We start from the raw sequence: 13671 nt of genomic DNA on the forward strand, positions 1-13671 counted from the left end.
GTCAACCCGAGCCGCCTGCCTGCCATGCCGGTTCCGGACCTCGCCAAGGTCCCAATTTCCATGCTAGAACATGGCCTTAACCTGAGCCCGAGACCTCCGATGACCGCGCCGCTGAAGGCTATCGACGGCAACGCCGATCTGCCGGCTTTGATGACCGAACTCGCTGCCCGTGCCCGCGCCGCTGCGCGGGTGCTGGCGCTTGCCTCGCCCGAACAGAAGAACAAGGCGCTTGATGCGATGGAGCGCGCCATCCGCGCCAGCGCGCCGGCCATTCTCGCCGCCAATGCCGAGGATGTCGCTGAGGTTCGCGCCGCCGGTGCGACATCGGCCTTCATCGACCGCCTGACGCTGACGCCGGCGCGCATCGACGCGATGGCCGATGGCGTCGCCACCGTACGGGGGATCGCCGATCCCATCGGCGCCGTCACCGAGAGCTGGCAGCGCCCGAACGGCATGACCATCGAGCGCGTCCGGGTGCCGCTCGGCGTGATCGCCGTCATTTTCGAAAGCCGCCCCAACGTCGCCGCCGACGCCGGCGTGCTGTGCCTGAAATCCGGCAACGCCGTGATCCTGCGCGGCGGCTCCGACAGTTTCCGCTCCTGCCGCGCCATCCATGACTGCCTGGTGCAGGGCCTGCGCGAGGCAGGTCTGCCGGAAGCCGCCATCACGCTGGTGCCGACGCGCGACCGCGCGGCGGTCGGCCTGCTCTTGACCGGACTGAACGGCGGCGTCGACGTGATCGTGCCGCGCGGCGGCAAGAGCCTGGTCGCACGCGTCGAGGCCGAAGCCCGCGTGCCTGTGTTCGCGCATCTCGAAGGTGTCAACCACGTCTATGTCGATCATTCCGCCAATCTCGAAATGGCGAAGAAGATCGTGCTGAACGCCAAGATGCGCCGTCCCGGCGTCTGCGGCGCCGCCGAGACCCTGCTGGTCGATCGCGCCGGTGCTGCCGCAAGCCTGAAGCCGCTGGTCGCCATGCTGATCGATGCCGGCTGCGAGGTGCGCGGCGACACGGCCGTGCAGCACGCCGACAGCCGGGTAAAGCCGGCTTCCGAAGAAGACTGGGACACCGAATACGAAGACGCGATCATCGCGGCGCGCGTCGTCGACGGGCTCGATGAAGCGATCGCGCATATTCACAATCACGGCTCGCACCACACCGATGCGATCGTGACCGAAGACGCAGCTGCCGCGGAGAAATTCCTCAACGAGGTCGATTCCGCGATCGTGCTGCATAACGCCTCGACGCAATTCGCCGACGGCGGCGAATTCGGCTTCGGTGCCGAGATCGGCATTGCCACCGGCAAGTTCCACGCCCGCGGCCCGGTCGGCGCCGAGCAACTGACCAGCTTCAAGTATCGCGTTCACGGCACCGGGCAGACGCGGCCGTGAATGCAACCGCGTTTTCCGGCGAATGCACGCGGTGGCCGCGTTGAAGCCAGCTTCGGTCGCGTCGCAATCGGTCTCGCAGGCCATACCGCTCTACAGCAACGGCATGCGGATCGGCCTGCTCGGCGGTTCGTTCAATCCACCGCACGAGGCGCACCGCGCCATCAGCCTGTTCGCGATCAAGCGACTGAAGCTGGATCGGGTGTGGTGGCTGGTGACTCCCGGCAATCCGCTCAAGTCCAACGGCGCACTGAACGACCTCGACACGCGGATGGATGCCGCGCGCAAAATGGCCGACGATCCGCGGATCGACATCAGCTGTCTCGAAGCTGTCATCGGCGTCCGTTACACTGTCGATACCATCTCTTACCTGCGCCGCCGTGCTTCCGGCCTGCGCTTCGTCTGGATCATGGGCGCTGACAACCTTGCGCAGTTCCATCGCTGGCAAAACTGGCGGCGCATTGCCTCCGAGGTGCCGATCGCGGTGATCGACCGTCCGCCCCAGAGTTTCCGGGCGCTCGCCGCCCCCGCCGCACAGGCGCTGGTGCGCTATCGGCTGCCTGAGAATCAGGCGGCCCGGCTAGCCGATCAGCACGCCCCCGCCTGGGCTTTCCTCACCGGCATGAAATCGAGCCTGTCGTCGACCGGTCTGCGAAACCCGGACGGAAGCTGGAAGGCAAAGAAGTGACAGTCGGGTTGGAACCGGCAGGCGGGGTTCACTAGAATATTGAAACCATTAACCCCACATGCCTAATATAGTCCGTGGACGTCAGGATTCGGCGTTCGCGATACAGTGAAAGGAATGGTCCCTGGCCACATCTGTATTGTCCAAGTCTGTTTTACCCAAGGTTTCCAAGGCTACTAAACCGGCTACCAAAACCCCGCGTAAAACATCGACTAAAGCTGCGGCCTTGAAGGCGCAACCCGACGCCGACAAGACGCTGAATATGATCCTCTCCCGCCTCGACGATATGAAGGCGGAGGAAACGGTCACCATCGACCTTCGCGGCAAATCTGCATTTTCCGACTACATGATCGTTACCACGGGACGGGTCAACCGCCACGTCGGCGCGATCGCGGAAAATGTCACCAAGGCGCTGAAGGAAAACGGCATCAAGAGCATCCATGTCGAGGGCATGCCCAACTGCGACTGGGTGCTGATCGATTCCGGCGATGTGATCGTGCACGTGTTCAGACCCGAGGTGCGCGAGTTCTACAATCTGGAAAGATTGTGGACGCAAAGCCCGGCGGCCGCGAAGGCGATCTGAATTCCCCGGCCGATGCGAATCGGCGGGAGCGCATGTAGTTTGCGTGCGCGCGGCATAACGCGCGCGTGCCGGAGCATTCTCTCATGCGCCAAATCTTCTGATGCGTCTTCTGGTGGTTTCAATCGGTCGGCTGAAGCAGGGTCCGGAGCGGGAACTGGCCGAGCGCTATCGCGAACGGTTCGACGATATCGGCCGCAAGCTCGGCTTTCGCGGCCTCGAGATTCATGAAATCCCGGAAAGCCGCGCACGCGATGCTGCGACCCGAATCGCGGAAGAAGCAGCGGCGATTTCGGCCGCGATCCCCGAAAAGTCCGTCCTCGTCGCGCTCGACGAGCGCGGCAAGAGCGTCGATAGCGCAAGCTTCGCCCAGCAACTCGGCCGCTGGCGCGACGAAGGGGTCGCCAACACTATTTTCACAATCGGGGGCGCGGACGGACTTTCGCCCGATTTGCAGCGCAAGGCTAAATTGCGCATTGCGTTCGGCTCGGCGACCTGGCCGCATCAAATGGTTCGCGTCATGCTTCTGGAACAGATTTACCGCGCCGCGACCATTCTGGCCGGCCATCCCTATCACCGTGCCTAGGCACGGTGGCGTGAATACAGAAAGCGCTGATCAGGCCGAATGCACTCACTGCCGGACATTTACCCGCGCCCCGACGCCGCCAGCCGCAGGCGGCCGTTGGTGCTGTTGTCCGCAGGCCTCTTGAGTCTGATAAGCCTCTTGAGCCTGACAAGCCTCGCAGTCGCACCGGCGGCGGCGCAGGTAGCAGCTCCTTCCCCGCAGGCGGCCGCCGTCTCGCCCGACATCATCAAGCAGCGCGAGCAGGAGCTGGAAGCCGCCCGCGAGCAGCAGCGAAAAACAACCGAACTGCAGCAGAAACTGAAGGCCGATATCGCGGCGATCGGACAGGACCGTTCCAAGCTCAACCAGCAACTGATCGACATCGCAGCAGGGGTGCGCGGCGTCGAGACCCGCATTGTCGACGCCGAGGCGCGGCTGCGCCCGCTCGACGCCCGCGAGCAGCAGATCCGGGCTTCGCTCGATTCACGGCGCTCCGAGATTGTCGAGGTACTGGCGGCGCTGCAACGCGCCGGCCGGCGCACGCCTCCGGCCCTGCTGGTCCGGCCCGAGGACGCGCTGCAATCGCTGCGCACCGCGATGCTGCTCGGCTCGGTCGTGCCCGAACTGCGCGGACGCGCGGAAAAACTCTCCAGCGACCTCGGCGAACTGGTCGCACTGCGCAAGACCATCGCCACCGAGCGCGACGCGCTGGCGCGGGATCGCGACAGGTCGAAGGACGACCAGGTCCGGCTGGCAGCACTTGTCGACGAACGGCAACGCCAGCAGAGCGCGATCGAAAAGGACATGGAAGCCGAAGGCGCGCGCGCCATCACGCTGTCCAAGCAGGTCGACAGCCTGCAGGGCCTGATTGCCAAGATGGAGCAGGACGTCAAGAGCGCCGCCAAGGCGGCCGCAACAGCCAGCCTGCAGGGGGCCCCGAACGGCAAGCCCAATCCGGGCGCGCTGAAGGACCCCGCGCGGCTCAGCCCGGCGATCGCCTTCGCCTCCGCCAAGGGATTGCTGGCATTTCCGGTCAATGGCTCCAAGATTCGCGATTTTGGCGGTTCCGACGGTGCGGGTGGCGTCGAAAAAGGCATTTCTTTGGCGAGCCGGGCCGGCGCGCAGGTCACAACCCCGTGTGACGGTTGGGTTGTTTACGCCGGACCCTTCCGCAGCTACGGACAACTCTTGATCCTGAATGCCGGGGGCGGGTATCATGTCCTGATCGCCGGGATGGAGCGCATTTCGGTAAACATCGGCCAGTTTGTACTTACGGGGGAGCCGGTCGCGACCATGGGGTCGACATCCCTGGTTGCATCCATTCTCGCAACGACCGCGAGTCAGCCCGTGCTCTATGTCGAGTTCCGTAAGGACGGCACTCCAATCGATCCAGGTCCATGGTGGGCCGCAAATGAAGGCGAAAAGGTTCGCGGATGATGCGCAAGACTTCTGTAATTCTCCTCAGCGCCGCCGCCGGCGCGGCTTTGACGCTCTTCATCACGCAGCCTCGCGCTGTACTGATGGGATCGAGCGCGCGTGCCGCCACCTCCGACACCTATCGCCAGCTCAATCTGTTCGGCGACGTCTTCGAGCGCGTGCGCAGCGACTATGTCGAGAAGCCCGACGATTCGAAGCTGGTGGAATCCGCGATCTCCGGCATGCTGGCCGGCCTCGATCCGCATTCCAGCTACATGGATGCCAAGAGCTTTCGCGACATGCAGGTGCAGACCCGCGGTGAGTTCGGCGGGCTCGGCATCGAGGTCACGATGGAAGACGGCCTGATCAAGGTGGTCTCGCCGATCGACGACACGCCCGCCTCCAAGGCCGGCATCATGGCCAACGACATCATCACCAATCTCGACGACGAAGCGGTGCAGGGTCTCACCCTGAACCAGGCGGTCGAGAAAATGCGCGGACCGGTCAACACCAAGATCCGCCTCAAGATCATCCGCAAGGGCCAGGACAATCCGATCGACGTCACGCTGGTGCGCGACAATATCCGCGTCCGCTCGGTCCGCGCCCGCGTCGAGAGCGACGACATCGCCTACATCCGCGTCACCACCTTCAACGAGCAGACCACCGAAGGCCTGAAGCGCGAGATCGGCAATCTGTCGAACCAGATCGGCGACAAGCTCAAGGGCTACATCATCGATCTGCGCAACAACCCGGGCGGCCTGCTCGAGGAAGCGGTCACCGTTTCCGACGCCTTCCTGGATCGCGGCGAGATCGTTTCGACCCGCGGCCGCAATGCCGAGGAAACCCAGCGCCGCGCCGCGCATCCGGGCGACCTGACCAAGGGCAAGCCGGTGATCGTGCTGATCAACGGCGGCTCGGCTTCGGCGTCCGAAATCGTCGCCGGCGCGCTGCAGGACCACAAGCGTGCGACGCTGGTCGGCACCCGCTCGTTCGGCAAGGGTTCGGTGCAGACCATCATCCCGCTCGGCAGCGGCAACGGCGCACTCCGCCTGACCACCGCGCGCTACTACACGCCATCCGGCAAGTCGATCCAGGCCAAGGGTATCGTGCCCGACATCGAAGTGCTGCAGGACGTGCCGGACGAATTGAAGTCGCGCACCGACACCAAGGGTGAGGCCTCGCTGCGCGGCCATCTGAAGAACGACGGCGACGAGAAGACCGGCTCGCAATCCTACGTGCCGCCGGACGCCAAGGACGACAAGGCGCTGAAGACGGCCGCCGACCTGCTGCATGGCATCAAGTCCACCGCTGCGGTCCCTGCGCCCGCACCGGCCACCGGCGACAAGGCTTCGGCCGACAAGCCGGCGGCCAACAAGGCGGCGAACTGATCCTGCCAAATCGATATCGGTGAAAAGGGCGGCCTTCGGGTCGCCCTTTTTGTTGGCGGATCCAGCTTCCCGGCCACGCCGGAGCCAAAGCTTTTGCGCGCGGCGCAGGCGCTCGATTCGGGCCCATCGTGGTATCGTCGCTCCGGTTGATTCGGTGAGGTTCATGACGGAGACGGCCGACGAACTGAGCACGCCGCTCGGACAGAAAGCGGAGCGCCCGAAGCGCCGGTTTCGGCTGCCGTTCTCGGCGATGCAGGCACTGGCCGTGCTGCTCGGCCTGTTCCTGGTCGCCTTCCTCAGCATTGCGCTCTTCACCGACAATCCGCTGGGCGGCGAGCCGGTCGCCCAGATCGCCCTGCGCAAGCCGGCGGCGGACGAGAAGCCCGCCGCGGCCGCTTCCGGTCCGCATGCCGAACCGGCGGCGAAGGCCGAATCCAGACCGGCCGCTGCCGCCGAGAACAAGACCGTCACGATCATCGATGGCTCCAGCGGCAAGCGCCAGGATGTCGTGATCGGCGGCGACGCTGCCGGCAAGACCGACACCGAGGCCGTCGCGCCTGCCGCCGTCATGGCCGGGATAGATCCGCGGCTGCTGGAGAAAACACGCTACGGCATGATCCCCGTCGTCGCCGACGGTCTGAAGCCCTTTACCGTCTATGCGGCCGAGGCCGACCGCGCCAAGGCGGCCAAGATGCCGGTGGTCGCCATTGTCGTCGGAGGCCTCGGCGTCGGCGCCGCCAAGACGGTCGACGCCATCATGAAGCTGCCGCCGGCCGTGACGCTGGCGTTCACGCCGTACGGGGCCGACCCCACCAAGCTCGCAGAACGGGCCCGCGCCCAGCGTCACGAGATCCTGCTGCAGATCCCGATGGAGCCGTTCGACTATCCCGACAACGACCCCGGCCCGCAGACCCTGCTGACCAGCCTGCCGCCCGAGCAGAATATCGACCGCCTGTACTGGCACCTGAGCCGTTTCCAGGGCTATGCCGGGATCGCCAATTTCATGGGTGCACGCTTCCTGGCGACCGACGCCGTGATGCAGCCGATCATGCGCGAAGCGGCCAAACGCGGCCTTGGCTACCTCGACGACGGCTCCACGCCGCGCAGCGTCGCGTCGTCCCTGGCGGCAGGTCAGGCGATGCCGTTCGCCAAGGCCGATTTCGCCATCGACGCGGTGCCGACCTCGGCCGAAATCGACCGGACGCTGATCAAGCTCGAGACGCTGGCCAAGGAGCGCGGGCTGGCCGTCGGCGTGGCCTCGGCCCTGCCGATCTCGATCGAGCGGATTGCGGCCTGGATCAAGACCCTCGATAGCCGTGGCATCATGCTTGTGCCATTGACAACGGCGATGCTGAAATCAAAATCAGGCTAGAGATCAACCTGATGACGCCGATCCGGCCTTCCGGACGACGCCGGTTCGATCGATTGTGCCGCAAGGGAGCCGGACGGAATGGCGCGCTACGAAGACCTGCCTTACCGGACCTGCGTCGGCATGATGCTGATCAACGCAGCGGGGCTGGTCTTCATCGGCCGCCGCGCCGGCGGCATCGAACATGTCGATGAAACCCATGTCTGGCAGATGCCGCAGGGCGGCGTCGATCCCGGCGAAGACACCTGGGCGGCGGCGAAGCGCGAGCTCTACGAGGAAACCAGTGTCCGCTCGGTGGAGAAGCTCGGCGAGGTCGCCGACTGGCTGATCTACGATATTCCGCGCACCGTCGCCGGCCGCACCTGGAAGGGCCGCTATCGCGGGCAGCGGCAGAAATGGTTCGCCGTGCGCTTCACGGGCAAGGATAGCGAGATCAACGTGGCGGCCCCCGGAGGTGGCCACAAGGCCGAGTTCGTCAACTGGCGCTGGGAGCCGATGAAGAACCTGCCGGAACTGATCGTGCCGTTCAAGCGGCCGGTCTATGAGCGCGTGGTAAAGGAATTTTCCAGCCTGGCCGGCAACTGACGCTGTTTTTGACGCGTTTTCCGAACGCGAACCTGGATCCGCTCTCGGATCAAGTCCGGGGGCATGCTTCGCTTGAAAGTGCCATGCCCGACAAACCCTACCGCCCCAATGTGGGGATCGCTTTGTTCAATGGCGCCGGCCTGGTGCTGATCGGCCGCCGGTTCCGCGACGACGGGCCGGAAATCATCCTGCCCGGCCTCGAATGGCAGATGCCACAGGGCGGCATCGACGCCGACGAGAACCCGCGCGAGGCTGTCATGCGCGAGCTCTGGGAGGAGACCGGCGTAAGCCGCGCCGAACATCTCGGCGAGACCGACTGGATGAACTACGAGTTCCCGCCCTATGACGGACCGCCGACCCACCGCCTCGCCAAGTTCCGTGGCCAGCGGCAAAAATGGTTCGCCTTGCGATACATCGGACGTGACGACGAGATCGATCCGCTGGCGCCGCGCAACGGGCAGCCGGCCGAGTTCGATACCTGGCGCTGGGAACGGCTCGACCGCGTGGCCGACCTCGTGGTCCCGTTCCGGCGCGACGTCTACCGGGCGGTGGCGCGGCTGTTTGCCGAATTCGCGGGGCCTGCGACGGGCTAGGCTGTTAACTGAATTGGAACCGGGCCTGAATTTTTCTCGGTTCGCTCACGCTTTTTTTGCAACCGGCCCCCTCTCCGCTCGTACACACTATAGCGTCACTGTGTCCACGGATGGCGCCCCGGAATAAACTGCACCGCGAGATGTTTGGCTGACATGAAGGAAGTGATTGTGATGAAGCGCCGGCGGGCCTGGGAATGGCAGCTGCGCGATCGGAGCGGTATCCTGATCATGGGCGGGCGGGAAAAAAGCCGTCCGGCCGCGCGATACCAGGGCTATCGCGCGCTGTTCATGCTGCTGGCCTCCAGCTGGCGAGGCAACGATCCGGAGACTCCCCGGCCATCGGCCGCGCGCGGAGAATTCCGTCACACGCAATGAACCCGAACGGCACACCCGCGGTCTAATGCGGTCCGACGGAAAACGGGCCGATCGCGATGACATGGCAATCGCCGTCGCGCTTGACGCAATCGGCGAGTGCGGCATTGACCGCGGCCTGTTCGGTAGCCGCCTTCAATCCAAGTCCCGGCCGGCCGGCCGCGCCCACAGCGACCGCGTTCCAGCCGCTCGTTGCATCGGCGATCCGGCGGGCGACATCGTCGCGTGCCTCAGGGCTGATCATCGCGTTGCCGGCAGCCTTGAAGAAACCGGTGACCCTGAGCGTAGTCGGAATCGGAACCACGAAATTGTCATCGAGGGCGATGATCATGCAGGGAACGCCGGCGACGGCGCCGCATGATTCGAGGGATCGCCGCACGGCTTCGTCCACCGAATCCATCGCCGTGAAAAAGAAGAACGCGCCGCCAGGGCCTAGCGCGATCGTCTTGGTCTTTTTGCCCGGCACATAGATATTCTCAAACCTCGTCTTCCCGGCGTCGCGCGTGAGCGGTACGTCCTTGGAGGCGAACGGCTGTTCGGTCACCGCGTCATGCCTGACCCAGGGCAGCGGCGGCACCGGCGGCTTGCCGTGCGCGTAAACAACGTCGTCGCCGGCGGCGTAGAGCTCACATTTTCTCGGCGACTGCGCGGCATCCGCCCGCTTCTGGCATTGCTCGACGGCGGCGGTCCGGGCGGCCTCTTCGCTCGGTTGCGCGGTGACCCACGCGCTGAACCCGCCGGTGTTGAGCGAGAACGCCTTGAAATCGCGCGCCCCGGCATATTCGCCGGCAAGCGACGTGCGGGTTTTATCGCTGACGAACGGGACATTCGCGGCCGCGAATTTCTCCGTCGAACCGATCGGCGGCGGGGAAGGTGCGGGCGGCGGCGAGGACGTCGCGGCTTTCGAGTCGGGGGCGGCAGTCGGTGCGGCCGTCGGCGCCGGCACCGCCGATGGCGCCGGGCTCACATTGATCGCGGGCGTCGCAACCTTGACCGCCTGCGTCTCCAGCTTGGTGAAATAGAGGAAACCGCCGGCACCGATCGCGGCCAGACTGACCAGCGTCACCGCGACCGGCCACATCCAGGTCGGCTGTGCCGAAGCCTTGGCGGGTTTCTTCACTTGCGGGATCGAGTAGGTTCCGTCCTCGCGCCGCATCGCCACCATGTAGGCGTGTACCGGCGTCGGAATGTTCTTCACTTCCTGCGCGCCGATATCGGCGAACTGCACCGACAGCTTGTTGACGACCTGCTCATGCACCGCGCGCGAGACACAGATGCCGCCGACCTCGGCGAGCCCCTCGAGGCGCGCTGCGATGTTGACGCCATCGCCGAGCAGATCGCCGTCGCGCTCGACCACATCGCCGATGGTGATGCCGATGCGAAACGCCATCTGCCGGCTCGGCGGATACGCCATGTTCCGGGTGCGCAGGCTTTCCTGGATATCGATCGCGCAACGCACGGCTTCGACCGCGCTGGGAAATTCGGCGAGCACGGCGTCACCCGCAGTGTTGAAGATCCGGCCGCCGCCTTTGGCAATGAAATCGTCGGTCACCTGGCGATAGGACGCCAGTCGGCGCAGCGTCTCTTCTTCGTCCTCGGCAACCAGTCGGCTGTAGCCGGCAATATCGGCCGCAAAAATTGCCGCGATCTTGCGTTTCATGAAAAGCAGCCCCGGACAAAAATACGGACCAGCAGAATGCCGTCAGAAGTTCCCGGGTGCAACTATAGCGATTTCGGACTTGGTTGGGACCTGTCGGCAACCGGAAAACGCAAAAAAGCGCCCGTCACGATGTGACGGGCGCTGAATTCATTCGGGCCTTCAATGCGCCCCGACGCGGTGCGCCGGGGCCTAGTGCATTGCCGTCGTATTGAGTTCTTGCTGGATGCTCTTGAAGTGATCCAGCCGCTCGATCGCATGGTCGAGCTCCGAGCCTTCCTTCTCCGCAAGCTTGGCTTCCATCTCGGCGATGGTCTCGGCGAACTGCGCGCGGTCGATCTCGGCCGTCGAGGTGGCGACGTCGGCAAGCACGGTGAGGCCGTTCTCCGACATTTCGGCCAGCCCGCCGAGCACGATGATCTTCTGATGGGTCCCGCCGGTGGTGATGGTCAGGATGCCCGGACGTATCGCGGCCACGATCGGCGCATGTCCGGCCAGCACGCCGAAATCGCCTTCCACGCCGGGGACGTCAACCTGATCGACGTCGCCGGAGAAGGCGAGCTTTTCGGGTGAAACCAGATCGAAGTGGAAGGTAGCCATGAAATAGTCCTGCGAATGGCGAGTGGCGAATGGCGGGTAGTGAAGGAAGGGAGCGGCCTATTCGCCACTCCCTATTCGCTATTCGCCGCTCTTACGCTGCTTCGGCCGCGAGCTTCTTGCCCTTCTCGACGGCTTCTTCGATCGCGCCGACCATGTAGAAGGCAGCTTCCGGAAGGTGATCGTACTTGCCTTCACAGATGGCGCGGAAGCCCTTGATGGTGTCGGCGAGGTCGACGAACTTGCCCGGCGAGCCGGTGAAGATTTCGGCGACGTGGAACGGCTGCGACAGGAAACGCTCGATCTTGCGGGCGCGGGCGACGGCGATTTTGTCTTCTTCCGACAATTCGTCCATGCCGAGAATGGCGATGATGTCCTGCAGCGACTTGTAACGCTGCAGCACCTGCTGAACCATACGCGCGGTCTGATAGTGCTCTTCGCCGACGATCAGCGGGGAGAGCATGCGCGAGGTCGAGTCGAGCGGGTCCACCGCCGGATAGATGCCCTTTTCCGAGATCGCGCGGTTCAGCACCGTGGTGGCGTCCAAATGCGCGAACGAGGTCGCGGGCGCCGGGTCGGTCAAGTCGTCGGCGGGCACGTAGATCGCCTGCACCGAGGTGATCGAGCCCTTGTGCGTGGTGGTGATGCGCTCCTGCAGCGCGCCCATGTCGGTGGCCAGCGTCGGCTGATAGCCCACGGCGGAAGGAATGCGGCCGAGCAGCGCCGACACTTCGGAGCCGGCTTGCGTGAAGCGGAAGATGTTGTCGATGAAGAACAGCACGTCCTGGCCCTGATCGCGGAAATTCTCGGCGACCGTCAGACCCGACAGCGCAACGCGCATGCGGGCGCCGGGCGGCTCGTTCATCTGTCCGAACACCAGGGCGCACTTCGACTTGACGCTCGGATCGGGATTGTGCGGATCGGCGTTGACCTTGGATTCGATGAACTCGTGATAGAGGTCGTTGCCTTCGCGGGTCCGCTCGCCGACGCCGGCGAACACCGAATAACCGCCATGCGCCTTCGCGACGTTGTTGATCAGCTCCTGAATCAGCACGGTCTTGCCGACGCCGGCGCCGCCGAACAGGCCGATCTTGCCGCCCTTGGCGTAGGGCGCCAGCAGATCGACGACCTTGATGCCGGTGACGAGAATTTCGGCTTCCGTCGACTGGTCGGTATAGGACGGCGCCTCGGCATGGATCGGGCGGACGCCATCCGCAACGATCGGACCGGCTTCATCGATCGGCTCACCGATCACGTTCATGATGCGGCCGAGCGTGCCGGCGCCGACGGGAACGCGGATCGGCGACCCGGTGTCGGTAACTTCCTGGCCGCGGACCAGACCCTCGGTGGTGTCCATCGCGATGGTGCGCACCGTGGATTCGCCGAGATGCTGCGCCACTTCGAGCACCAGGCGGTTGCCGCCGTTCCTGGTTTCGATCGCGTTCAGAATGGCGGGCAGATGCCCTTCGAACTGCACGTCGACGACGGCGCCGATGACCTGGGTGATGTGTCCGGTCTGGTTTGCTGGTGCGGCCATAAAACTCTCTCCTTCGAATTCTGTCTCTAGAAGTCCGTCAGTCCATCGCGCGAATGGCTAGAGCGCCTCGGCGCCGGAGATGATCTCGATCAGCTCCTTGGTGATCTGGGCTTGACGGGTGCGGTTGTAAATCAGGGTCTGCTTGCGGATCATGTCGCCGGCGTTGCGGGTGGCGTTGTCCATCGCGCTCATCTGCGCGCCGTAGAACGAGGCGTTGTTTTCCAGCAGCGCGCGGAAGATCTGCACCGCGAGATTGCGCGGCAGCAGGCGCGTCAGGATCTCGTCTTCTTCCGGCTCATACTCGTAGGAGGTCGCCGGACCGGCGTTGGCGGCCGGCGCTTCCACCACCAGCGGAATGATCTGCTGCGCGGTCGGGATCTGGGCGATGACGGATTTGAAGCGCGAATAGAACAGCGTGCAGACGTCGAACTCGCCGGCATCGAAACGCGCCAGAACTTTCTTTGCGATATCTTCGGCGTTGACGAAACCGAGCTGGCGGACCGAGCGCAGGTCGAGATGCTCGACGATCTGCCGGTCGAACTGGCGGCGGAGTTGCTCATAACCCTTGCGGCCGACGCAGAAGATCTTGACCTCTTTGCCCTGGTTGATCAGGGCCAGCGCGCGCTCGCGGGCGAGACGCACGATCGACGAGTTGAAGGCGCCCGACAGGCCGCGTTCACCGGTGCAGACCAGCAGCAGATGCACCTGATCCTGGCCGGTACCGGCCAGCAGCGCCGGCGCACCGGGCGAACCGGCGGCAGCGGTTGCGATGTTGGAAATCACCGCGTCCATCTTTTCCGCGTAGGGACGCGCCGCTTCGGCGGCGTTCTGCGCGCGGCGCAGCTTGGAAGCCGCGACCATCTGCATCGCCTTGGTGATCTTCTGCGTCGCCTTGGTGGAGGCGATGCGGACCCGCATGTCTTTAAGTGAAGCCATTC

The 13671-nt window shown here is 64.7% G+C and carries 14 protein-coding genes; 10 read left to right on the forward strand and 4 right to left on the reverse strand.

Translation table 11 applies throughout. The features are described from left to right. The first annotated feature begins 99 nt into the window (after positions 1 to 99). From BLR13_RS16680 to BLR13_RS16725, 10 genes are all read left to right on the forward strand, one after another. Positions 100 to 1392 (forward strand): glutamate-5-semialdehyde dehydrogenase, encoded by a 1293-nt coding sequence (locus tag BLR13_RS16680; protein ID WP_074821727.1) that lies wholly within the window; start codon positions 100 to 102, stop codon positions 1390 to 1392. A gap of 22 nt (positions 1393 to 1414) precedes the next feature. Further along, positions 1415 to 2077, forward strand: coding sequence for a nicotinate-nucleotide adenylyltransferase (locus BLR13_RS16685; protein ID WP_074821724.1), 663 nt, complete (start codon positions 1415 to 1417; stop codon positions 2075 to 2077). Positions 2078 to 2300: 223 nt separating this feature from the next. Then, the gene (gene rsfS, locus BLR13_RS16690; protein WP_074821721.1) at positions 2301 to 2657 is read left to right on the forward strand and encodes a ribosome silencing factor; all 357 of its coding nucleotides are present in this window, start codon (positions 2301 to 2303) and stop codon (positions 2655 to 2657) included. A 100-nt stretch (positions 2658 to 2757) separates the two neighbouring features. After that, positions 2758 to 3240: a 23S rRNA (pseudouridine(1915)-N(3))-methyltransferase RlmH gene (gene rlmH / locus BLR13_RS16695; RefSeq protein ID WP_074821719.1), complete on the forward strand. Its 483-nt coding sequence runs from the start codon at positions 2758 to 2760 to the stop codon at positions 3238 to 3240. A 39-nt stretch (positions 3241 to 3279) separates the two neighbouring features. After that, positions 3280 to 4656 carry a murein hydrolase activator EnvC family protein gene (locus BLR13_RS16700; protein WP_074821717.1) on the forward strand — a complete coding sequence of 459 codons (1377 nt, stop codon included), beginning with the start codon at positions 3280 to 3282 and terminating at the stop codon, positions 4654 to 4656. Next, positions 4653 to 6023, forward strand: coding sequence for a S41 family peptidase (locus tag BLR13_RS16705; protein ID WP_074821712.1), 1371 nt, complete (start codon positions 4653 to 4655; stop codon positions 6021 to 6023). The genes BLR13_RS16700 and BLR13_RS16705 overlap by 4 nt, the downstream gene beginning before the upstream one ends. A gap of 163 nt (positions 6024 to 6186) precedes the next feature. Next, on the forward strand, positions 6187 to 7395 hold the full coding sequence (locus BLR13_RS16710) for a divergent polysaccharide deacetylase family protein (protein ID WP_074821709.1): 1209 nt from the start codon (positions 6187 to 6189) through the stop codon (positions 7393 to 7395). A 78-nt stretch (positions 7396 to 7473) separates the two neighbouring features. Then, a complete protein-coding gene (locus tag BLR13_RS16715; RefSeq protein WP_074821706.1) occupies positions 7474 to 7977 on the forward strand; it encodes an RNA pyrophosphohydrolase in 504 nt (167 codons plus the stop codon). 83 nt (positions 7978 to 8060) lie between these two features. Then, complete coding sequence (locus tag BLR13_RS16720) at positions 8061 to 8570, forward strand: RNA pyrophosphohydrolase (RefSeq protein WP_074831430.1); 510 nt, start codon at positions 8061 to 8063, stop codon at positions 8568 to 8570. A gap of 153 nt (positions 8571 to 8723) precedes the next feature. Beyond that, positions 8724 to 8945: a hypothetical protein gene (locus BLR13_RS16725; RefSeq protein ID WP_074821705.1), complete on the forward strand. Its 222-nt coding sequence runs from the start codon at positions 8724 to 8726 to the stop codon at positions 8943 to 8945. Positions 8946 to 8967: 22 nt separating this feature from the next. Here the strand turns inward: BLR13_RS16725 and BLR13_RS16730 are convergent, their stop codons facing one another. The 4 genes from BLR13_RS16730 to BLR13_RS16745 all read right to left on the reverse strand — a co-directional run bounded on the left by BLR13_RS16730 (position 8968) and on the right by BLR13_RS16745 (position 13669). Continuing rightward, positions 8968 to 10602, reverse strand: a complete 1635-nt coding sequence (locus BLR13_RS16730; RefSeq protein ID WP_074821702.1) for an adenylate/guanylate cyclase domain-containing protein — start codon at positions 10600 to 10602, stop codon at positions 8968 to 8970. A gap of 189 nt (positions 10603 to 10791) precedes the next feature. Beyond that, the gene (locus tag BLR13_RS16735; protein ID WP_074821697.1) at positions 10792 to 11199 is read right to left on the reverse strand and encodes a F0F1 ATP synthase subunit epsilon; all 408 of its coding nucleotides are present in this window, start codon (positions 11197 to 11199) and stop codon (positions 10792 to 10794) included. 91 nt (positions 11200 to 11290) lie between these two features. Next, positions 11291 to 12733: a F0F1 ATP synthase subunit beta gene (atpD, locus tag BLR13_RS16740; protein WP_074821694.1), complete on the reverse strand. Its 1443-nt coding sequence runs from the start codon at positions 12731 to 12733 to the stop codon at positions 11291 to 11293. 57 nt (positions 12734 to 12790) lie between these two features. Beyond that, a complete protein-coding gene (locus BLR13_RS16745) occupies positions 12791 to 13669 on the reverse strand; it encodes a F0F1 ATP synthase subunit gamma (RefSeq protein ID WP_074821691.1) in 879 nt (292 codons plus the stop codon). Positions 13670 to 13671: the final 2 nt, after the last annotated feature.

Source organism: Bradyrhizobium ottawaense (assembly GCF_900099825.1).
GTDB classification, from domain to species: domain Bacteria; phylum Pseudomonadota; class Alphaproteobacteria; order Rhizobiales; family Xanthobacteraceae; genus Bradyrhizobium; species Bradyrhizobium ottawaense_A.

Excerpts from the sequence above, each read along its gene's own strand:
- BLR13_RS16735 (WP_074821697.1), bottom strand. The coding sequence starts at position 11,199 with ATGGCTACCTTCCACTTCGATCTGGTTTCACCCGAAAAGCTCGCCTTC.
- BLR13_RS16685 (WP_074821724.1), top strand. The coding sequence starts at position 1,415 with ATGCACGCGGTGGCCGCGTTGAAGCCAGCTTCGGTCGCGTCGCAATCG.
- BLR13_RS16705 (WP_074821712.1), top strand. The coding sequence starts at position 4,653 with ATGATGCGCAAGACTTCTGTAATTCTCCTCAGCGCCGCCGCCGGCGCG.
- rlmH (WP_074821719.1), top strand. The coding sequence starts at position 2,758 with ATGCGTCTTCTGGTGGTTTCAATCGGTCGGCTGAAGCAGGGTCCGGAG.
- BLR13_RS16680 (WP_074821727.1), top strand. The coding sequence starts at position 100 with ATGACCGCGCCGCTGAAGGCTATCGACGGCAACGCCGATCTGCCGGCT.
- BLR13_RS16720 (WP_074831430.1), top strand. The coding sequence starts at position 8,061 with ATGCCCGACAAACCCTACCGCCCCAATGTGGGGATCGCTTTGTTCAAT.
- BLR13_RS16725 (WP_074821705.1), top strand. The coding sequence starts at position 8,724 with ATGAAGGAAGTGATTGTGATGAAGCGCCGGCGGGCCTGGGAATGGCAG.
- BLR13_RS16710 (WP_074821709.1), top strand. The coding sequence starts at position 6,187 with ATGACGGAGACGGCCGACGAACTGAGCACGCCGCTCGGACAGAAAGCG.
- atpD (WP_074821694.1), bottom strand. The coding sequence starts at position 12,733 with ATGGCCGCACCAGCAAACCAGACCGGACACATCACCCAGGTCATCGGC.
- BLR13_RS16715 (WP_074821706.1), top strand. The coding sequence starts at position 7,474 with ATGGCGCGCTACGAAGACCTGCCTTACCGGACCTGCGTCGGCATGATG.
- BLR13_RS16745 (WP_074821691.1), bottom strand. The coding sequence starts at position 13,669 with ATGGCTTCACTTAAAGACATGCGGGTCCGCATCGCCTCCACCAAGGCG.
- BLR13_RS16730 (WP_074821702.1), bottom strand. The coding sequence starts at position 10,602 with ATGAAACGCAAGATCGCGGCAATTTTTGCGGCCGATATTGCCGGCTAC.
- BLR13_RS16700 (WP_074821717.1), top strand. The coding sequence starts at position 3,280 with ATGCACTCACTGCCGGACATTTACCCGCGCCCCGACGCCGCCAGCCGC.